Here is a 20,095-nt window from a genome sequence, read left to right as displayed (position 1 = left end):
CCCGAAAAACCCACTCCCCCCGAAGGAAGAAACATGAAGAAGAACGTCCTCGCGGGCGGCATCGCCGTCCTCGGCCTTGCCCTCGCACTCACCGGCTGCGGTACGCCGGCCAAGAGCGCCGACGCCAAGCTGAGCACCATCAAGGACGGCGTGCTGAGCGTCGGCCTGTCCCCCGATTTCCCGCCGATGGAATACCTGGATGAAACCAGCAACCAGCTGGTGGGCGTGGACGTGGACATCGTCACCGAAATCGGCAAGCGCGTGGGCCTGAAGGTCGAATACACCCAGCAGAAGTTCGACCAGCTCATCAACTCCGTCCGCACCGACCGCGTGGACATCGTCTTCTCCGGCATGTCCGACACCGTGGAACGCCAGAAGACCGTCGACTTCATCGACTACTTCAAGTCCGTGGGCCGCTTCTACGCGCTGGGCGCCAACAAGGCCAAGTACACGCAGGACACCGACGCCTGCGGCCAGAGCGTGGCGGTGAGCTCCAAGACCGACTACTACCCGGCTCTGCAGCGCTTCAGCAAGGACAAGTGCGAGGGCGCGGGCAAGCCGGCCGTGAACATCGTCCCCACCGACTCCGGCGCAGCAGCGCGCCTGCAGCTTGACCAGGGCCGCGCCCAGCTTGCCATCCAGGGTGCGGAGAACCTGGTCTACTTCGAGAAGAAGAACCCGGGCAAGTACGCCATGGTGCTGGGCAACGTCACCGAGCTTCCGTTCGGCGCCGCCACCAAGAAGGGCAACGCTGCGCTCCAGGACAAGGTGGTCAAGGCCTTCCAGGACATGAAGGCGGACGGCACCTTGAAGAAGATCCTGGACTCCCACAACGTGAGCTACGGCCTCACGGATCCGGTCCTGAACGGGGTCAAGTAAGCGGTGAAGCCTGATACCGCCGGGGCCGGTGTGGACAGCAGCGCCACACCGCGCAGCGCCACACTGGCCCTGGCCTTTGACCTCGACGGGCCCACCGGGGACGCCATGCTCAGCGGCGCCCTCTGGCGCAAACCGGGCTACTTCACCTTGGGGGCCTACGGTCCGCACCGGGCCATGCCCCGGATCCTGGACATCCTGGCCGGGCACAGGCTCTCAGCCACCTTCTTCACCCCGTCCTGGGTGGTGGAACAGTGGCCGGAGCTCTGCCGGAGGGTGCTGGACGAGGGCCACGAAATGGCCCATCACGGGCACCGCCACGAGGTGTTCTTCGGCAAGCCCGAGGACGAGCAGCGAGCCATCATCCGCCGCAGCCGGGATATCTTCCGGCAGCTCCTCGGTGCCCCGGGGGCGGGCTTCCGTGCCCCCTCCGGCGACTGGCATCCGCGGACCGCGCAGCTCCTCGCGGAGGAAGGCCTGCTGTACTCCAGTTCGCTCCGGAACGGTGACCTGCCCTTCCGGCACGCGGAGAACGGCCTGATCGAACTGCCGGCCAAGTCCCTCTTCGACGACTACACCGCCTTCGCCTACCACCGCGCCCCGAACTTCCCGTCCGGACTGGACCGGGTGGCGCCCTACCGGCCGGTTTTCAACGGTTGGCGGGACGAGATCCTCGCCGCGGCGGACGAAGGCCTGATGGTCAGCACCATCTGGCATCCGAAGGTGATCGGCACACCCGGCCGGGCCCTCCTGCTGGACGAATTCCTCGGCACGCTCCAGGACTCGGGGCGGGTCCAGGTGACCACCTCCCGCGCCGTGGCCGAGGACTGGAACGAAAGGCTCCCGCGATGAACACCCCACCGGAAAGCCCCGTGTCTCCGGAAAGCCCGACGGCGGCAGTCACCGCCGCGGCGGACGGGCCGCGGGTGCCGGGCTGGCCGCACGGGGCGCGCTGCGCCGTCGTCGTCACCATCGACGTCGACGGCGACCTGCCCTTCCTGGCGCTCGACCCCGGCTACCGGGACCGGCTGAAGTCCCGCTCCGTGGGGCAGTACGGCCCGGACCATGGCGCCGCCAGACTCCTGCGCGTGCTGGAACGGCTGGGCGTGACGGCCAGCTGGTTCGTTCCCGGGGCCATCGCGCAGCAGCACCCGGAGCTGGTCCGGTCCGTGCTGCAGGGCGGGCACGAACTGGCCTGCCACGGCATGCACCACCTGGACTTCGACAGCCTGGACCTCGATGCCCAGCTGGCCGAAATGCTCGACGGCGCCCGCGCACTGGAGGAAGTCTCCGGCATCCAGGCCCGCGGGTTCCGCACGCCCTCCGGCGAGTGGAAGCCCGGCTTTCCGGAAGCGATGGCTGCCGCCGGTTTCCAGTGGTCCTCCTCCCTGCCGGGCGACGACCGCCCCTTCCCGCTGGGCGGGAGCGGAGTCCTGGAGCTGCCCTTCCGCTACGAGCTGGAGGACTTGCAGTACCTGGGCTTCAACCTGGACCCGCCCTTCCCGCCGGGACAGTCGCGGATCCAGAGCCTGGAGGCCGTCCGGGACAACTGGGATATCGAGTTCGCAGCCGCCCGGCGCTTCGGGACCGTGCTGACGCTCCGGCTCAACGCGGAAATCATGGGCACCCCGGGACGGGCGCGGCTGCTGGAAGACTTCCTGTCCTCCACAATCGCCTCCGGGGAGGCCTGGTTGGCGACGTCCGGCGAACTTGCCGCGCACTGGGCCGGGCAGCCGGTGGAGGCGGACCACCCCTACCGCCGGTTCCTGGACCTGGCGCTTGACCCGGCGCCGCGGGAATCATGACGACGGCGGCCCGCCCCCTCGCGCTCCCGCCGCTGGCCGTGCGTTTGGGGGAATGGGTAGCCGGGATGGCCTCCCGGCCGCTCTCCCCCGCTCTGGCGCAGAAGGCCTCCGACCATCTCCTCGACACGCTTGGCGCCATGGTGGCAGGCCAGGACGAACCCGCGGCCAGGGCTGCGCGGGCCGTGTTCCAGCGGCCCGGACCCGTGCCGGTGGCGGGCGTCGCGGGTTTGTGGCACAACCGTGCCACATTGGATCCGCAGGACGCCGCCTTCGTCAACGCCGTGGCGGCCCACTGCCTCGAGATCGACGACACGGAAGGATGCGACCATTCCGGCGCCGTCGTGGTCCCGGTCCTGCTGTCTCTTCTTCCCGGAGGCGCAGCGCCCGACGGCGGGTCCCGCCCGGACGGGCGCCTCCTCCCCGCACTGGTGGCCGGTTACGAGGTGGGACGCCGGGTGCAGCTCGCCCTGGGCGGCTACGACCGGCACAACGCGCGGGGCTGGCACTCGACGGCGACCTGCGGGGTGTTCGCGGCGGCGGCCGCCGCCTCGGTGATGCTGGGGCTGGACGGCGGGCAGTCGGCGTCGGCCCTGGGCATCGCGGCAAGTTCCAGCGCCGGAGGCTGGGCGTTCTCCGCCGACGGCAGCATGACCAAACAGTTCCATCCAGGGCAGGCCGCACGGGCAGGGCTCGAAGCGGCGCTTCTTGCGCAGGCAGGTGGAAGCGGCCCGTGGCAGGTATTCGAGCCGGTGTGGGGCGGGTTCTTCGCCACGCACGGCGGCGGCCCGGACGGCGTCGATCCCGGTCTCCTGGTGGAAGGGCTGGGCTCCACCTGGCACTTCGGGAACTCCGCCATCAAGCCCTACGCCAGCTGCCGCAGCGCCCACACGGCCGTCGACGCTTTCCTCGGCATCCTCGCCGCGGAAGGCCTGGCTCCCGAGGATGTCCGGGCCGTGCGGGTGCACGTCAGCGACTTCCTGCGCCCCATGATCTGCCCGCCCGCACCCGCTGACGCCGCCCAGGCCCGGATGAGCCTGCCGGTGTCCCTGGCCCTTCTGATGGAGGGCAAGGAGCTGATGCCAGAGGACTTCAGGGACTTCGACAGCCCCGGAGTATTGGCGCAGCTGGCGCGCATCGAGGCTGTACGGGATCCGGAGGCCGGGCGGGAGCCATTGGTGGAGGTCGTGGCTGACAGTGGCACCTTCGCCTCGCGCGTGGAACATGCCCGGGGCGGGGCGCGTCATCCCCTCAGCCCGGCCGAGGTGGAGGACAAGTTCCGCCGACTGACCGCGGGGCACCTGGATCCCGGGCAGCAGACGGAGTGGATCGCGTTCGCCCGGAACCCACGTTCCCCACACCGGTTTGGCAGTTCACGGCAGTAATCTGCGAAGACACTGCCGTGAACTGCCAACTCGCGCCAAGGCCGGGCTCATAGCGGAGTCACCACCAGGTCCTGGTAGGCGGCGCGGCCGTCGAAGACGTTCACGCCCACCTTCCCCGAGCTGAACTGTGCGTCCGTGATGGCAACGGAGGAGTCGGTGGCCGTGATGGAAGGCATGGCGCCGTTCGGGTCCAGGAAGTCGGTCTGCCAGTACACGGCCAGGAACGGTGACCCCCGTTCCCGCGAATCCCACGCCAAGGACTGCGGCCGTGAGGCCTGCAACTATTCTTTTGTGCATTCAGATCGCCTTTGATCAACAGATGAATGGGTTGCACCAGAGTTGAGTGCTCAGTTGTGGCGGGTTTTTCGCACGAAAAGCCGCCACAACTGAGCACTTAGCGGGTTTACGGGAAAAGGACGCGCCCGCCTCCGAAGATCTCCCCCATGGTCCAGGCGTCGAAGGACAACAGCCGTGCGGATCCCGCGGCGGCCGCCAGGCTGACGCGGCCGCCGCCGAGCGCCGGGTAGGCGCGCGCGGTGAGCGGCTTGCCGTTCGCGAAGACCTCGACGGCGGAGCGGTCCACCAGGACGCGCAGCGAGACGCGGCCGTCGGGCATGGCGACCGGGCCCTCCTTGGGCTCGGTGTCCAGGCCTTCCTCTTCGGCGGCCACGCTGCTGCGGCTGCGGTCAAGCCGCAGCGTTCCGGACGTGCCGTCCGCGTCCAGGACCAGCTCGACGACGGTTTCCTCGCGTCCGTCGTCCGAACCCAGCAGCCCGAGCCGCGCCACGGAACCGGCGGACAGCTGCAGTTCGATTTCCAGGTCCAGTTGATCACCGGAAATTCCGGGAACCACGGGGGTTCCCTCTCCCACCAGCACCCGCCCGGGCAACTGGACATGTCCGGTGCGCAGTCGTTCCAGTTCCGGGACCGGCGCGAAGTGCAGCGTGCCGTCCGCGGCCAGGGTGGTGACGCGGGGCAGGCTCATGACGCCGGACCAGCCGGCCTCCACGGAGGTTTCCTCGGGGCGGCCCTCCTGCAGCCAGCCGAACATGATCCGCCGGCCGGACCCGTCGAGGAACGATTGCGGGGCGTAGAAGTAGCGGCCGCCGTAGTCGAGCCGGTGCAGGGCGGCGGGCTCGAAGGTGTCGCCGGAGTAGCGGCCGCTCCAGTACAGCGGGTGGCGGGTGTCGCCGTCGTTCCATGCGGAGAAGACCAGCGCGTCCGGCGCCGCCTCGGCCGAAGCGGAACCGAGGGTTCCGGCGCCCGCACGGAACAAGTCCACGCATTCCCACATGGTGCCGGTCCAGTCCGTGGCCTCCGGGTCGCCCGAGGCGTCGCCGATGAACAGCAGGCCCACGTAGTCCCAGGAGCGCAGATCCGCGGACTCGTACAGGAACGCCGTGCCGCCGCGGCCGCGGATGCCCGAGCCCACCAGCTGCCGCCATTTCTCCCCTTCCCGCCAGACGCAGTGGTCGCGGTAGGCGGTGATGTCGACGCCGGCCGGCGGGGCCGCGATCACCGGGTTCTCCGGGGCCTTCGCCCAGCTCAGCAGGTCGGGCGAGCCCACTGCTACGCAGGGCAGTTCGTGCTCGCCGTGCCGGCCGGAGTACACCAGGGTGGGCGTGCCGCCGTCGTTCACCAGGACACCGGACCAGCAGCCGTCCCGGTCCGGCGAATCCGGGCCCGCGCCCGGCTCCAGCGCCACGGGCACGTCCTCCCAGTGCACGAGGTCCGTGGAAACGGCGTGGCCCCAGAGGATGCGGTGGTGAAAGGCGCCCTCCGGGTTGTACTGGTAGAACAAGTGGTAGGTGCCGTTCCACTGGCTGACGCCGTTGGGGTCGTTGAGCCAGCCGGCCGGGGACACGAAGTGGAAGCGGGGGCGGTGCGGGTCGGCTTCGGCGCGGGCCACGAGTTCCCCGCGGGGAACGGTGGCGAGCGGGTGGGTCAGTTCAGTCATTCAGGAGACCTTGGCTTCTACGAGGGCGTGGCCGGCGGAGCCGGCGGCGGGACGGTACAGGTGGCAGCGCACCCAGTGGCGGTTTTCGGGATCGCCCACGCGGTGCCGGACGGGCTGCTCGGCGGAGCACGGCTGCTCGGGGTCGCCGTCGAACGCGCACGACGCCGGACTCATCACCGCGGCGCGCAGCTCGGCCCTGCGGACGGGATCGTAGGAGCCCGAACGGGCCGGGTCCGGCACCGCGGAAACCAGCAGCTGCGTGTACGGGTGGGCCGGATTGGCCAGGAGGTCCAGCGATTCGCCTTCCTCCACGAGTTCCCCGGCGAACATCACTGCCGTGCGGTCCGCGAGGTAGCGGGCGGAGGCGAGGTCGTGGGTGATGTAGAGCATCGAGATGCCCTGCTCGTCGCGGAGCTTGCGCATCAGGTTCAGGATCCCGATCCGCACCGAGACGTCCAGCATGGAGGTCGGCTCGTCGGCGAGGATCACCTGGGGTTCCACGGCCAGCGCCCGGGCGATGGCCACGCGCTGGCGCTGCCCGCCGGAGAGTTCGTGCGGGTAGGAATTGAGCATGTCCGGCTGCAGGCCCACGGTGGCCATGAGCTCCTCGAGCCGCTGCTGCGTTTCGGCGGCGGAGCCGGCCTTGCCGTGGATCGCGAGGGAGCGGCGCAGGAAATGCTCGATCCGGTGTGCCGGGTTGAGCGAGCCGAAGGGGTCCTGGAACACCATCTGCAGCTGAGAGCGGTACTCCCGCGAGGCCTGGAAGCGGTCGCGCTTGAGGACGTCGACGCCGTCCAGCAGGATCTCCCCGGAGCTCGGCTTTTCGAGGCGCGCCACGCAGCGGGCCAGGGTGCTCTTGCCGGAACCGGACTCCCCCACGAGGGCGACGATTTCGCCGCGGCCCAGGGTCAGATCCACCTGGTGCAGGGCCCGGACGGCCTTGCGGGAGAACAGCCCGCCGATGGGGAAGGTCTTGCTGAGGCCCCGGATTTCCAGGGCCGTTTGCCCGGCCCCCGCAAGGGTCGCGGAGGCGGCCAGACTGGTGCTGCTCATCGGGAAGCTCCTTCCAGGGTGGCGGCGGCACCCACGGGTGCCACGAAATGGCCGGGCGAGAACTCGGCGAGGTCGGGGATGTTGCGGAACTTCACGCCGTCGGCCAGTCCGGTCAGCGGAACGCGCGGACCGGTGAGCGGCGGGAAGGCGCCCATGAGGGCCTGGGTGTAGGGGTGCTGGGGGGCCCTGTGGATGTCCGCGGCTTTGGCGGTTTCCACGATCCGGCCGCCGTACATGACGGCCATGCGGTGGGAGAGTTCCACCATGAGGGACATGTCGTGCGTGATGAACAGGACGGAGAAGCCCAGTTCGTGCTGCAGTTCCTTGATCTGGGCCATGATTTCCTGCTGCACCACCACATCCAGCGCGGTGGTGGGTTCGTCCAGGATCAGCAGCGAGGGCTTGAGGGCCACGGCCATGGCGATCACGGCGCGCTGGCGCATGCCGCCGGAGAGCTGGTGCGGGTAGGACCTGAGCCGGACGGGATCGATCCGGACCAGTTCCAGCAGTTCCGCGGCCCGGCGCAGGGATTCCTTGCGGGAGTAGCCGGCGTGGGTGGTGTAGATGTCGGTGATCTGCTCGCCGATGGTCAGCACCGGATTGAGCGAGTTCATGGCCGACTGGAACACCATGGCCACGTCCTGCCAGCGGAAGCGGCGCAGTTCCTCCGGGCTCATCGCCAGCACGTCCTTGCCGCCGAAGCGGATGCTGCCGCCGGCGATCTTCGCCGGGTCTTTGAGCAGGCGCATGATCGAGTTGGCGATGGTGGACTTGCCGCAGCCGGACTCGCCGGCCAGGCCGAAGATCTCGCCGGTGCCGATGCTGAAGGAAACACGGTCGACGGCGGTGGTGGAGCGGGTATCGCCTACGTACTTCACGGTGAGGTCCTTGACTTCCAGGACCGGCTCGTGCGATCCGAAGGAGACTTGGGAGACGGTCATTTCGCTGTGCTCCTTTCTGAAACGGGCTTGATCTTCCGCAGGCGGGGGTTGGTGACCTCGTCCACGGCGTAGTTGATGAGGGCCAGGGCGAAGGCCACGAGGGCGATGCACAGGCCCGACGGCACGAACACCCACCAGCTGCCCGTGAGCAGGGCGCCCTCGTTGCCGGCCCAGAAGAGGTTGTTGCCCCAGGAGACGGTGCTGACGTCGCCCAGGCCCAGGAACTCAAGGCCCGCCTGCGCGCCGATGCCGTAGATGACGCAGGCCAGCAGGGTGCCCATCACAATCGAGGCCATGTTCGGCAGGATCTCGCGGAACATGATCCGGCCCGCCCGCTCGCCGGACACCACGGCCGCGGCCACGAAGTCCTTGGAGCGGATGGACAGCGCCTGCGAGCGCAGCACCCGGGCAGAGCCTGCCCAGCCGGTGACGATCAGCACCAGGATCACCGTGCCCAGGCCCGGGGGCAGGAACGCGGCGAGGATGACCAGCAGCGGCAGGCCCGGCAGGAGCAGGAACACGTTGGTGACCAGGGACAATGCTTCGTCAATGAACTTGCCGAAGTAGGCCGCGGCCAGGCCCACCAGGATCCCCACGAAGGTGGATGCGAGGCCCACGGTGAGGCCGACCAGCAGGGAGCTTCGGGAGCCGTGGACGGTCAGGGCCAGGACGTCCTGGCCCTTGGCGGTGGTGCCGAGCCAGTGTTCGGCGGACGGTTCCAAGCTGGCCATGTCCGTGATCCGCGAGGGGTCCCCCGGGAAGAGCACCGGCGCCAGCAGCGCCAGGGCGATGAACACCAGCAGGATCGTGGCGCCAACCATGGCTTTCGGGTTGGTCAGGAGACCGTGGATGAGGCCCTGCTTCGGTTTGCGGGGCGCCTTACCGGCAGACGGACCCCCCGCGGCAGGCGCCGGAGCAGCAGCGCCGGGTGCCGCCGTCGGGCTCTCCGTTGCGTTCTCCACGGCGGAAAGTACGGGATCAATGAAAGTCGTCATCGCAGGCTCCTAGTTGCTGCGCACGCGCGGGTCGAGGCGGACGTACAGGATGTCCACCAGGAAGTTGGCCAGCAGCACTGCGGCCGTGATGGTCAGGAAGAGGCCCTGCATGAGCGGGTAGTCCAGGCCCTGCACCGCGTTGAGCAGCTGGTACCCCACGCCCGGGTAGGCAAACACCACCTCGGTCAGCAGCGCACCGCCCACCACGAAGCCCAGGCTCATGCCGAACGCGGTGGCCGAGGGAAGCATGGCGTTGCGGGCGGCGTAGCGGAACATGATCCGGCCCGGCCTGAGTCCTTTCGCTTCGGCCATGGTGATGTAGTCCTCGGCGTTGGTGGCGATTATCGTGTTGCGCATGCCGAGCATCCAGCCGCCGATCGAGACCAGCACGATAGTCAGCGCGGGCAGCACCAGGTGGGCGCCGGCGTCGGAAATGAATTCCCAGCTGAAGGCCGGTTCCAGGCCGTCGGTGAACGCGTGGCGCAGCGGGGACCAGCCCAGGATCATGCCGAACAGGTACAGCGCACCCATCGCCAGCCAGAAGTACGGGAAGGAGCCGATGAAGATCAGCAGCGGCGGCAGCGCCGAGTCGATCGCGCCGCCGCGCCGCCAGGCGGCGAGGATGCCCAGCAGGTTGCCCACGACGGCGGCAATCACCAGGGCGGTCCCGCCCAGCAGGAGGGTCCACCCGATCTGGGCGGCGACGACCTCGGTGACGGGGGTCGGGAAGCGGGTGATGGAAACGCCCATGTTGCCCGTGACGATGTTGTGCAGGTAGTCGGCGTACTGCTCCCAGATCGGGCGGCTGTCCACCCCGAGGAGCTTGCGCAGGGCCTCGATCTGTTCGGGCTGCATCTTGCCCTGAGTGCGGGCGAACATGCGGGAGACGGGGTCGCCGGGCATGAAGCGCGGGAGCAGGAAGTTCAGGGTGATGGAGGCCCAGAAGGCGATCAGGTAAAAACCAAGGCGGCGCAGGATGAAGCGCACGGTTTCCCTCCGTTCGGGAATTGCGGTGGCCGGAACCGTGGAGGGTCACGGCCGGAAAAAGATATGGTGTCCGCCCGGCGGCGGCAGGGCTTGCTTTGGCAAGCAGCACGCCGCCGGACAGTGGTGGGCCCACGCTGCCCGGGTTCCCTGGCCGAAGCGAAGCGAGGCCAGGGAGGCGGTGGTGGGCCCACGCTGCCCGGGTTCCCTGGCCGAAGCGAAGCGAGGCCAGGGAGGCAGTGGTGGGCCCACGCTGCCCGGGTTCCCTGGCCGAAGCGAAGCGAGGCCAGGGAGGCAGTGGGGATTACTTGCGCGGTTCCAGGGTGGTCAGAACCAGGACAGTGGTCGGCGAACGGTCCGAAAGGGTCGCGTACGGGTTGTCCTGGGTGGGCCAGCCGGTGAAGTGGACGTCCGTGTAGTCGCCCCATTCCGGGCCGGAGAACAACGGCACCAGCGGTGCGGCGTCGTTGTACTCCTCCTGGAGCTTGTAGGCGATGTCCTTCTGCTTGGTTTCATCGCCGGCCGCCACGAACTCCGCCAGCAGTTTGTCAGCCTTCGGGTCGCCGAAGCGGTGGTAGTTGTCGAAGGTCTTGGTGCCCACGGGCTTGACTGAGGCGGTGCCCATGGAGGTGTTGAAGTACTTGAACGGGCTGGGGTCATTGGCACTCCAGACGATGCCGGAGTCGAACGTGCCCTGCTCGTAGCCTGCCACCACAGAGGCCCAGTCGGGCGAATCCACCTTGGCAGTGACGCCCACGGCCTGCAGGTTCTGGGAAATCACGTTGGCCACGGACAGCCAGTCGGAGGAGGAAGCGCCCACGGAGATCTTGAATTCGAAGGGCTTGCCGTCCTTCAGGGTGCGCTTGCCGTCGGCGCCCTTTGCGTAACCGGCCTCGTCCAGGAGCTTGTTGGCTTCCTCGACGTTGAGCTTGGTCCAGCTGCAGTTGTCCTTGACGGCGGGGTTCTTCCACTTCTCGTAATTGCCGGAGAGGCCGGTGCAGTCGGCAGCCTGGGCGTAGCCGCTCATGCCGATCTTGGCCACCTGGTCGCGGTCAACGGCCATGCTGAGGGCTTTGCGGACCTTCGGCTCGTTGAACGGGGCCTTGGTGGTGTTCAGCTGCCAGTTGATCATGGCACCCGTGGGCGGGAACCAGTAGTGGCGGTGTTCCTTGTCCTTGGCGACGAAGGTCTTCTCGATGTTCGGGATGAACTGGGTGGACCAGTCGACGTCCCCGTTGACGCTGGCGAGGTTGGCCGCGTCATTGCCGGACATGGCGAGCATCTTGATACCGGCGATCTTCTGCTTCTCCGGCTGCCAGTAGTTGGGGTTCTTCTTGAGCACGAAGGACTGGGCCTGGAAACCATCCACCTGGGTGTACGGACCTGTGCCAACAGGCGTGGCGTTGGGGTCTTTCGCCGGGTCGGCGATCGCGGACCAGATGTGCTTGGGCAGAATCGGGAGCTGTCCGAGCTCATAGAGGGCCGGAGACCACGGCTTGCTGAAGGTGAAGGTGACCTTGTTGGTGCCTTCGGCTGTGACTGCCTTGAGGTATTCGAAGCCGCCCTTGATCTTCTTCTGGAGCTGGAAGGTGTAGGCGACGTCCTCGGCCACGAACGGCTTGCCGTCGGACCACTTCACGCCGTCCCGAAGGGTGTAGGTAATGGACTTGCCGTCCTTGGCGACCTTCCATTCAGTGGCGAGCCAAGGGGTGGTGTCTCCCTTGGCGGGGTTGAAGACCAGCAGCGTCTCGTAGATCGCCTGGTTGACCATCGGATTCACGGTGGGGGCGAAGGGGTTGAAATTGCGGTCGAAGGTGCTCATGTCTTCGCGTGGGATGGTGAGCAGGGCGTTCTGGTTTGCTGCCGCGGCGGAAGCCCCGGCAGGCTTGTTTGCCGTTGCCGAACAACCCGTGAGGAGCAACGCCCCCACTGCCAGGCCGGCCGCGGTAATGCGCGCAGACCTCAGAAACCGGGATTGTGTCATGATGGTTATCTCATTCCTATCTTGCTGAAAGGTGGGTTGGGGCAGATCTTCAGTGGTGATTTCGCGGTCAGACTGAAGAACGTTCAAGCAGCGGACAGTCGACCAGCTGCTGGTCGGCAGCGATCGGCTGTCCTGCTGTGAGGGCTGCGAGCGTCCGGACTCCCAGAGCGCCCATTTCCTCGAAGGGCAACGCAACCGTGGTGAGCTTGGGCCTGAGGTAGGCCGCAATCAATTCCTGGTTGTCGAAGCCGATCACGGCGATGTCCCCGGGGATGGTCAGTCCCCGTTCCTTGATGGCGTCGTAGGCGCCCATCGCCATCCGGTCGTTGAGGCAGAACAGGGCCGTCGGCCGGCCCTCCCCTTCCGGATACCGGTCAAGAATCGTGCAGGCGGCCGCATAGCCGCCGTCCGCCGTCGCGTTTCCGGAGATAACGAGCTCCGGGTCCAGTTCCAGCCCGGCCGCAGCGAGAGCTTCCCGGCAGCCTTCCAGGCGCCCGACGGCGGCGGGGATGTCAGGGTCAAGGTTGATCACGCCGATCCGGGTGTGGCCGGCCTGGAGCAAACGTTCGACGGCGACCCTGCCCCCGGCGCGTTCGTCCGGGACGATGGACGGCAGTTTGCCGTCGGCGTCGAAACAGTTGATCAGCACCGTGGGAACCTCGTTGGCACTTTCCGGAACATGCACACCGCGGTGGTACGTGGCCGCGTAGAGCAGTCCTTCGACGCGCTGTTCCAGGAGCTTTTCGATCGCGGCGTCTTCCAGCCCCTGGTTGGGGCCCTGCGCATCGGCCTGGTCGGAGGGCGCGATGAGCAGGAAGCGCCGGTCCAGCCACGCCTGGTCCTGGGCGCCCTTGATGATGTCGACGGCGAACGGGGCCGTGACGATCTCGGTGACGATCCCGTACCAGTCGCTGCGCTGGGAGGCCAGGGCGCGGGCGCCGGCGTTGGGCCGGTAACCGAGCTCCTGCACGGCTTCGGCGATGCGGTTGCGGGTGTCCTCGGAGATGCCGGCGTTTTCACGGTTGCTCAGGACGAAGGAGACGGTGGTGCGGGAAACGCCGGCGTGCCGGGCGACGTCGGTCATGGTGACGCCGCGCTGACGCGGCTTGCCCGAGGCGGTCGCGGCTTTGCCCGCGGCCTTCGCGGCTCTGCCCTCGGCGGTGCTTCTCGCCATTGAATGCTCCACTTGCTCTTCGTCGATGCAAGCGTGCCGCTTGCCTTGCTGTCGTTCCGGACCTTCGTTGGTAACGCGCGTTACTAAGAAGGTGTGATTCAGGTTACGCGCGTTAGTCGGAGGTGTCAACGAAGAGTTTCCACCGCATTTCAGAGGGCGGTCCGCCACTCCCCGCAACCTCCGATTAGACGGTTCCCGCACCACAAGACGTTGGCCGCCATCTAACCATGCGGGAACCGTCTAATCGGACGACCAAGGAAAGTACTTGACAGCTTGGAAAGTACTTTCCTAAAATCGCCACATTGGTACACAGGGCATCAACACAGCTACAGGGGGAGCATCGTGGAAGAAACAACAGGCAGCGTGTCGCCGGAGCAGGCACGGGAACTATTGGCGAAGGCCGACTCGATCGGAGCCATCTCCACCGGTTCAGCGGCTTGGCCTTCGGCCATGGTCTTCACCAGCCTGGCCATCATCGGTTCTTTGCTGATGATTGGCATGCAGATCGTCACCCACACCGGATACGGCGCGCCCTTGCTGGCAGTATCCACAGGCATCTGGGGGGCCGTCACCGCAAGCATCTGGCCGATGTTCCAGAAATCCACCAAGGCCGGGTACACCCGGCGGTTCCTGACTTCCCTCTTCGCCTACTTCGCTCTCTACACAGCCTCCCTGATTCTGGGAGCCACACTCTTCCCCACCGGAAACCCGTGGTTCTACATCCCCGCCGCGCTCTTCCTGGCATTGCTCGGATTGGCAGCCGCATTCCGCGAGCTGCGGGCATGAGCACTCCCCCGGAGCATCCGCGCCACGGGCTCAATGAGCTCATCCACTCACCAGTCCGCTTTTCGATCATGGCAGCCCTTGCACATGCTGAATTGCTGGACTTCAAGGACATCCGGGATGCCATCCAGGTGAGCGATTCCGTGCTCAGCAAGCAATTGGCCCTCTTGGAAAAGGCCGGCTACGTGAAGATCAAGAAGAGCTTCGCCGGGAAAATGCCCCGGACATCGGCAAGTTTGACCCCCAGCGGACGCGAGGCCTGGGCAGACCACCTGCGGGTCCTCCGGGATATCGCAGGCGGCTGATTCAGAACACTCCGGGGCATGCGACCTCCGATTAGACGGTTCCCGCACCACAAGACGTTGGCCACCGTCTAGCCGTGCGGGAACCGTCTAATCGGGGCACCGCGCCTCCTCGGTTCCCGGGGCGCTAGGCTTCTGCCATGGCATTGAGAGCCCCCCGCGTAACCCCCGGCCTGCCCGCCGGCGACGCCCAAAGCCTGGCGCGCTCCCTCCAGGACAGCAACGACATCACGGTGTTCGTGGACGGCACCGTCCACCGACTCCCCGCCACGGCTCGGGACGCCGTCGTCGACCTGCTCCAAAGGCTCGGCCGCGGCGAAGCGGTGAGCGTCAGCAGTGTCGAGGAAATGCTCACCACGTCCCAGGCCGCGGAGCTTGCGGGCATCTCGCACACCTATCTGCGGAATATGACCGACCGGGGCGAAATCCCGGTGGAGTACCGGGGCACCCACCGGCGCATCCGGCTCGGCGACATCATGGCCTGGCTCGAAACCCAGAAAGCCCAGAAAAAGAACGCGGATCAGGCCTCTGTGGAAGGGGAGCCCGCCGGGCAAGAGTGACGCCGTTCCCGACGCACATGACGGCGTGATAAGGATCAAGCAACAATCGCACCGAAGCGGCCGTTGGATTGCACCCCCGGCGATACCCTTAATCCGTGCGAAATTTCAAGGGCTGGCATATCTTGGCGGGATTGGCCGCGATGGCCGTTGCCGCCCCCTTGGGATCCCTCATGGGACTGAATTTCGTCGCCACATTCATGTTCGCCGGCGTGGCCTTTGTTGCGGTCGCCTTCTGGGTGGACAACAGGCTCGCCCGGCGCCGCACCCGGCGGCCGGAAGCGGGCGAAATCCCCCTCCGCGACCCCGCCGACAGCTGAGCCCCGGATCCGCTCCCGTACTCAGATCCAGTGATCCTCAGATCCGCGGCCGGGCCGCCCATCTCCTGGCCTTAAGCGCCGCGTGCAGCTCCAGCCGGACTCCGCCGTTGAGGGGATCGACGCCGATCAGCTGCCGGATCCGCGCCAGCCGGTTGTAGATGCTGCTGCGGTGCAGGTGCAGTTCCTTCGCCACCTCCTGGACCGAGCCGTCGCTGTCGTACAGCAGCTCCAGCACCGGCAGGAGTTCCCCGTTGCGGTCCGCGGCCTCCAGCGTGCCGAAGTGCACCGAGCCCTGGTCGTCCCAGCCGCCCGGCGCCGTCAGTCGGTCGAAAAGCTGGTAGACGCCGGTGGAGCGGCTGTCCACCAGCTCGCCGAGGCGGGGGTCGACGGCGGCGGCCTGGGCTGCGAGCTTGGCCTGCCGGTAGGCGGGGCCGAGTCCGCGGATCACGGGCAGCGGTTCACTGATGCCCAGGATCAGCCGCTCCACGCCGCGGCCTGCGCGCTTGGCCAGTTCCAGCTGGTAGTGCACCAGCACCTGGGCGTGCACGGCCCGGCCGGCGGTTTCCCGGAACAGCATCACGGCATGGGTTTCTGTTCCGGCACTGAACAGTACGGAGTCGACGCCGATGGTGGACTGCAGCGCCGCCGAGCGGTGGATGAGGGTCGCCGCGAGGGGATCGCCGACGCCGTCGCCCCCTCCGGCGTCGAGCACCACCACGAGCTGCCATGGGGCTTTGCCTTGGATTTCCTTCCAGCCGGCCACCGTGGCGAGCGCGTTCGATTCGCCCTCGCAGGCGGAGAGGAACTCCCGTTCGCGGCGGCGCCGGAACTCGGATTCGGCGGTGTTGGATTCCAGCAGCAGCCCGGCCAGCAGGTCCAGTTCGTTCCGCACGCCGGGCAGCTGGGCGAGGATCGCCGTCGCGCTTTGCTCCTCAAGGTCCTGCTGCACCCAGAGGTACCCCACCCGGAATCCGCGCACCAGCAGGGGAACGCACACCCGGCCCAACATGCCCAGTTCATCGTTGGCCGGGACCACCACCGGGCGCACCGCCGTCGCGATGCCGTGGGACAGCTGCCAGGCGCTGACGTCGGCCGGCACCTTCTTGCTAAGCAGGAAGTTCACGCGGACGCGGTCGGCGTGGGACTGGTTGGAGCTGTAGGCAAGCAGCACGCCGTCGAGGTCCTCCAGGGACAGGCCGCGTCCGAGCTTGAGCGCCACTTCCTCGACAAGCTGTTCCACGTCCTGCTGCATGCTGCAAGACTACGCGGCTGGGCAGAGTCCCCAGTCAGTCACGCTGGGCAATGATCGTGTACGTGCAGGGGACACGATCCTGCTCGCCGTCCGGCCAGGCAAATCCACCCTCGGCCTCCACCATGCGGGGGCTGTACTTCCACGGCAGGGTCCGGCCCTCGTCCATGCGGAGAATGCGCAGGCCCGCTCCGATGAGTGCGTTGAGGATTTCAGAAATCGGGTGCGGCCATTCGTAGGTGCGCGTATGGGAGACGGTGCCGTCACCGACATACGTTGAATCGTCGTCCCATTGCTGGGCGGCTCCATTGCAAAAGTAGCTGTAGCGGATACGCAGATCGTCGGATTCCTCGTCCAGGGAGTACAGCGCGGGGTGGCCGTCCCGGATGAAGAACGTCCCGCCCGGACGCAGCAGCGCAGCCACCTGCCGCGCCCAGCCGTCGAGGTCAGGGAACCAGGTAATGGTCCCGATGCTCGTGTACACCAGATCGAAGGACCCCTCCACCGCGGCCCGGGCGTTCAGAACATCCGATTCCACCCATGTGGCATGCAAGCCGAGGCGGTCTGCCAGTTGCCGGGCCGAGGCGAGTGCCGCGGGCGAAAAGTCCACACCGGTCACCAAGGCTCCGGCCCTCGCGAACGAGAGGGTGTCGGTGCCGATATGGCATTGAAGGTGGCACACGGCCAGGCCGGCAACCGACCCGTTCGGCTAGAATCCAGCGAGCGCGGCAAGGTCGGCCCGGACGATTTCCGTCAGGTAGCCGGGGTCATCAAAGGCATCCAGCGCGTAGGCCTCTTTGTGCAGCGGAACGCGGTCCTCCCAGTTCTCCCGGTTGCTCTCCCGCGCAGACTCCCAGTCGATCTCAACCAGACGCTCATTCATGTGTGGGAGTCTATGCGGCGCCGGCGAAGGCCCGCAGCATCGCCTCGCGGTCGAAGCGGCCTTCCCACTTGGCAACCACGAACGTCGCCACGCAGTTGCCCAGCAGGTTGACCACCACGCGCATCGAATCCATCAGGCGGTCGGCCCCGAGCAGCAGGGCGACGCCGGCAACCGGGAAGATGCCCAGCGCACCTGCTGTTGCGGACAGGGCGAGGAAGGCCGAGCCGGGGACGCCGGCCATGCCCTTGGAGGTGAGCATGAGGATGCCGAGGGCGACGAGTTGCTGGCCGAGGTCCAGGTGGTGGCCGAAGGCCTGGGCGAGGAACAGCAGGGAAATGGACAGGTAGATCGCGGCGCCGTCCAGGTTGAACGAGTAGCCGGTGGGAATGACCAGGCCCGTGGTGCTGCGCGGGCAGCCTGCGTTGGCCAGTTTGGTCATGATGCGCGGCATGACCGATTCCGTGGAGGCGGTGCCCAACGCTAACAGGAACTCTTCGCGGGTGTACTTCAGGAACGGCCAGAGCGGAACGCGTGCCACACCCCACGCGACCAGGAACAGCAGGCAGATGAAGACGACGGCGGCGCCGTAGCAGGCGGCGATCAGCACCGCGTAGGTGCCCAGGGAATCAAGCCCGTACTGACCGATGATGAAGGCCATGGCGCCGAACGCCCCGATGGGTGCCACTCTCATGACCCACGCCATGATCTTGAAGAAGATGTCGAGCACGGTCTCCATCAGGGTGAGCACCGGGGCGCAGCGTTCCTTGCCGATCACCACCACGGCCGAGCCGAAGAAAATCGCGAAGCAGAGCACCTGGAGCAGGCTGTTGTTGGCGAAGGCACCTACCACGCTGGTGGGGATGATGCCCAGCAGGAACTGGCCCGCGTCCTTGGGCGGGGCGGTGCTGGTCTTCGCGTTCAGTGCGTCCTGGCTGAGCGAGTTCGGATCGATGTTCAGCCCGGCACCCGGCTGTACAAGGTTGCCAACCAGCAGTCCGAAGGCCAGGGCAAAGAGCGTCGCCGCGGTGAAGTAGATGAGCGCCTTGATACCCACCCGGCCTACAGCCTTGACGTCGCCCACCGCGGCGATTCCGGTGACGATCACGAGGAAGATGAGCGGGGCGATGATCATTTTGATGAGCTGGATGAAGCCGTCGCCCAGGGGCCGCAGCGCCGAGCCGAGCTCCGGCCAGAAATGGCCGATCAGCACGCCGGCCACCACGGCAAGCAGGATCTGCAGGAAAAGGGACTTGTAGAACGGCTTCGACGACGGCGGTGCCTTGGGTCCGCGGACCGGCCCGCCAATTCGGCCGGCGGCTTTTCCGGCGGCTTTTCCGGCGGCTTGTCCGGCAGCTTGTCCGGCCAGGGAAGAGGCGTTGGGATTCATGGGAGTCCACGATAGGGATGCTTGGTTTCAACCGTGTGGCACAAAGATCACATGACGAATCATGATTGAAACATTCGTTCCAAAGGGGGGCGGCCCGGGACGCCCCGGGGCGACGGACCACACTCTTCCGCGGGCGCCCAACATCAGGCGACACCTGACGCCCCGTGACTCGACAGATGTCGAGTCGGAAATCCCAAGAACCCCGGAATCATGCGGATTCCGCTTCCCGGCGTCGGACACTTTCCTGTCTGGTGGCTCACAGCGGATTTATTCTGGAATCACAGTCCCCACCGCATGAAGGCCTAGCAAGCCTTACGACAATGGAGCCCAAAGATGATCATCGGTGTCCCTAAAGAGATCAAGAACAACGAATTCCGTGTAGCCATCACTGCGGCCGGAGTTCACGAGTTCCGCACGCACGGCCACACCGTCCTCGTAGAGCGCGGCGCAGGCCTGGGCTCCGGTATCACCGACGAGGAATACTCGATCGCGGGCGCCGAGATCGTTGCCGACGCCGATGACGTGTGGGCCCGCGCGGACATGGTCATGAAGGTCAAGGAACCCATTGCCGCCGAATACCACCGCTTCCGCAAGGGCCTGATCCTCTTCACCTACCTGCACCTGGCAGCCGAGCCTGAGCTGACCCGGGAGCTCATCAACTCCGGCGTTACCGCCATCGCCTACGAGACCGTGCAGGAGGGCCGCGCACTGCCGCTGCTGGCCCCGATGTCCGAGGTTGCCGGCCGCCTGTCCGTGCAGGTGGGCGCCAACTCCCTCATGGCTCCGGCCGGCGGCAAGGGCGTGCTGCTGGGCGGCGTCCCGGGTGTCCGCCCGGCCAAGGTCGTGGTGCTGGGCGCCGGTGTGGCCGGCACCAACGCCGCCGCGATGGCCCTGGGCCTCGGCGCCGACGTCACGATCATGGACATCAACATCAACCGCCTGCGCGAACTGGACGCCCAGTACCAGGGCCGGCTGAAGACCGTCGCCTCCAACGCCTACGAGATCGAAAAAGCCGTGGTGGACGCCGACCTCGTGATCGGATCCGTGCTGATCCCCGGCGCCAAGGCACCCAAGCTGGTCTCCAACGAACTCGTCTCCCGCATGAAGCCCGGCTCCGTGCTGGTGGATATCGCCGTGGACCAGGGCGGCTGCTTCGCTGACACCCACCCCACCACGCACCAGGAACCCACCTACCGCGTGCACAATTCGATCTTCTACTGCGTTGCCAACATGCCCGGTGCGGTGCCGAACACCTCCACCTACGCGCTGACCAACGTCACCCTGCGCTACGCCGTGGCCCTGGCCAACCTGGGCGTCAAGGCCGCCTTCGACCGCGACCCGGCCCTGGCTGCAGGCCTCAACATCGCCGCCGGCCACGTGGCACACCACTCGGTGTCCGAGGCCCACGGCCTGCCCCTGGTGTCCGACTGGCACGAACTCGTCTCCGCATAGGCTCCGGAGCA

At 67.1% G+C, this 20,095-nt stretch carries 21 protein-coding genes; 9 read left to right on the top strand and 12 right to left on the bottom strand.

Features of this window, described 5'->3' with window-relative positions; translation table 11 throughout:
- The first annotated feature begins 33 nt into the window (after positions 1–33).
- The 4 genes from ACNQPB_RS05515 to ACNQPB_RS05500 are packed head-to-tail and all read left to right on the top strand — an operon-like array spanning position 34 to position 4,063.
- Entirely contained in the window at positions 34–879 is an 846-nt protein-coding gene (locus ACNQPB_RS05515) for an ABC transporter substrate-binding protein (protein ID WP_498749769.1), read from the top strand.
- A gap of 3 nt (positions 880–882) precedes the next feature.
- Entirely contained in the window at positions 883–1,728 is an 846-nt protein-coding gene (locus ACNQPB_RS05510) for a polysaccharide deacetylase family protein (RefSeq protein ID WP_498749767.1), read from the top strand.
- A complete protein-coding gene (locus ACNQPB_RS05505; RefSeq protein WP_498749765.1) occupies positions 1,725–2,681 on the top strand; it encodes a polysaccharide deacetylase family protein in 957 nt (318 codons plus the stop codon). Before ACNQPB_RS05510 ends, ACNQPB_RS05505 begins: the two co-directional genes overlap by 4 nt.
- Positions 2,678–4,063, top strand: a complete 1,386-nt coding sequence (locus tag ACNQPB_RS05500; RefSeq protein WP_498749763.1) for an MmgE/PrpD family protein — start codon at positions 2,678–2,680, stop codon at positions 4,061–4,063. The genes ACNQPB_RS05505 and ACNQPB_RS05500 overlap by 4 nt, the downstream gene beginning before the upstream one ends.
- Before the next feature lie 47 nt (positions 4,064–4,110).
- Here the strand turns inward: ACNQPB_RS05500 and ACNQPB_RS05495 are convergent, their stop codons facing one another.
- The 8 genes from ACNQPB_RS05495 to ACNQPB_RS05460 all read right to left on the bottom strand — a co-directional run bounded on the left by ACNQPB_RS05495 (position 4,111) and on the right by ACNQPB_RS05460 (position 13,151).
- Positions 4,111–4,344, bottom strand: coding sequence for a hypothetical protein (locus tag ACNQPB_RS05495; protein ID WP_498749762.1), 234 nt, complete (start codon positions 4,342–4,344; stop codon positions 4,111–4,113).
- A 122-nt stretch (positions 4,345–4,466) separates the two neighbouring features.
- Positions 4,467–6,020 (bottom strand): glycoside hydrolase family 32 protein, encoded by a 1,554-nt coding sequence (locus tag ACNQPB_RS05490; protein ID WP_498749760.1) that lies wholly within the window; start codon positions 6,018–6,020, stop codon positions 4,467–4,469.
- Positions 6,021–7,073 carry an ATP-binding cassette domain-containing protein gene (locus ACNQPB_RS05485; RefSeq protein ID WP_498749759.1) on the bottom strand — a complete coding sequence of 351 codons (1,053 nt, stop codon included), beginning with the start codon at positions 7,071–7,073 and terminating at the stop codon, positions 6,021–6,023. It lies immediately after the preceding gene.
- Complete coding sequence (locus tag ACNQPB_RS05480; RefSeq protein WP_498749757.1) at positions 7,070–8,014, bottom strand: ABC transporter ATP-binding protein; 945 nt, start codon at positions 8,012–8,014, stop codon at positions 7,070–7,072. The genes ACNQPB_RS05485 and ACNQPB_RS05480 overlap by 4 nt, the downstream gene beginning before the upstream one ends.
- Positions 8,011–9,009 (bottom strand): ABC transporter permease, encoded by a 999-nt coding sequence (locus tag ACNQPB_RS05475; RefSeq protein WP_498749756.1) that lies wholly within the window; start codon positions 9,007–9,009, stop codon positions 8,011–8,013. Before ACNQPB_RS05475 ends, ACNQPB_RS05480 begins: the two co-directional genes overlap by 4 nt.
- Before the next feature lie 9 nt (positions 9,010–9,018).
- Entirely contained in the window at positions 9,019–9,996 is a 978-nt protein-coding gene (locus tag ACNQPB_RS05470; protein ID WP_498749754.1) for an ABC transporter permease, read from the bottom strand.
- A gap of 301 nt (positions 9,997–10,297) precedes the next feature.
- Positions 10,298–11,977, bottom strand: a complete 1,680-nt coding sequence (locus tag ACNQPB_RS05465; protein WP_498749752.1) for an ABC transporter substrate-binding protein — start codon at positions 11,975–11,977, stop codon at positions 10,298–10,300.
- A 67-nt stretch (positions 11,978–12,044) separates the two neighbouring features.
- Positions 12,045–13,151 (bottom strand): LacI family DNA-binding transcriptional regulator, encoded by a 1,107-nt coding sequence (locus ACNQPB_RS05460; RefSeq protein WP_498749750.1) that lies wholly within the window; start codon positions 13,149–13,151, stop codon positions 12,045–12,047.
- Positions 13,152–13,493: 342 nt separating this feature from the next.
- On the opposite strand from ACNQPB_RS05460, the gene ACNQPB_RS05455 reads away from it, so the two are divergent.
- From ACNQPB_RS05455 to ACNQPB_RS05440, 4 genes are all read left to right on the top strand, one after another.
- Positions 13,494–13,937 (top strand): hypothetical protein, encoded by a 444-nt coding sequence (locus tag ACNQPB_RS05455; RefSeq protein ID WP_498749749.1) that lies wholly within the window; start codon positions 13,494–13,496, stop codon positions 13,935–13,937.
- Positions 13,934–14,239, top strand: a complete 306-nt coding sequence (locus ACNQPB_RS05450; protein ID WP_498749747.1) for a winged helix-turn-helix domain-containing protein — start codon at positions 13,934–13,936, stop codon at positions 14,237–14,239. Before ACNQPB_RS05455 ends, ACNQPB_RS05450 begins: the two co-directional genes overlap by 4 nt.
- A gap of 137 nt (positions 14,240–14,376) precedes the next feature.
- Entirely contained in the window at positions 14,377–14,796 is a 420-nt protein-coding gene (locus ACNQPB_RS05445) for a helix-turn-helix domain-containing protein (RefSeq protein ID WP_498749745.1), read from the top strand.
- A gap of 95 nt (positions 14,797–14,891) precedes the next feature.
- Positions 14,892–15,113: a hypothetical protein gene (locus ACNQPB_RS05440; RefSeq protein WP_498749743.1), complete on the top strand. Its 222-nt coding sequence runs from the start codon at positions 14,892–14,894 to the stop codon at positions 15,111–15,113.
- A 37-nt stretch (positions 15,114–15,150) separates the two neighbouring features.
- Here ACNQPB_RS05440 and ACNQPB_RS05435 read toward each other — a convergent pair whose 3' ends face one another.
- Genes ACNQPB_RS05435 through ACNQPB_RS05420 form a run of 4 tightly spaced genes read right to left on the bottom strand, consistent with a single transcriptional unit; the run spans position 15,151 to position 18,632 of the window.
- The gene (locus ACNQPB_RS05435) at positions 15,151–16,365 is read right to left on the bottom strand and encodes a helix-turn-helix domain-containing protein (protein WP_498749742.1); all 1,215 of its coding nucleotides are present in this window, start codon (positions 16,363–16,365) and stop codon (positions 15,151–15,153) included.
- Positions 16,366–16,399: 34 nt separating this feature from the next.
- Entirely contained in the window at positions 16,400–17,044 is a 645-nt protein-coding gene (locus ACNQPB_RS05430; protein WP_498749740.1) for a class I SAM-dependent methyltransferase, read from the bottom strand.
- Between the two features lie 27 nt (positions 17,045–17,071).
- Positions 17,072–17,245: a hypothetical protein gene (locus ACNQPB_RS05425; RefSeq protein WP_498749739.1), complete on the bottom strand. Its 174-nt coding sequence runs from the start codon at positions 17,243–17,245 to the stop codon at positions 17,072–17,074.
- Between the two features lie 10 nt (positions 17,246–17,255).
- Positions 17,256–18,632: a cation:dicarboxylate symporter family transporter gene (locus ACNQPB_RS05420; RefSeq protein WP_498749738.1), complete on the bottom strand. Its 1,377-nt coding sequence runs from the start codon at positions 18,630–18,632 to the stop codon at positions 17,256–17,258.
- 333 nt (positions 18,633–18,965) lie between these two features.
- On the opposite strand from ACNQPB_RS05420, the gene ald reads away from it, so the two are divergent.
- On the top strand, positions 18,966–20,084 hold the full coding sequence (gene ald, locus ACNQPB_RS05415) for an alanine dehydrogenase (RefSeq protein WP_498749736.1): 1,119 nt from the start codon (positions 18,966–18,968) through the stop codon (positions 20,082–20,084).
- The last annotated feature ends 11 nt before the right edge of the window (positions 20,085–20,095 follow it).

The organism is Curtobacterium sp. LFS079, assembly GCF_047977865.1.
Classification (GTDB): domain Bacteria; phylum Actinomycetota; class Actinomycetes; order Actinomycetales; family Micrococcaceae; genus Arthrobacter.
The sequence above is the reverse complement of the archived record's forward strand: the minus strand, read 5'-3'. Positions and strand labels throughout refer to the sequence as shown.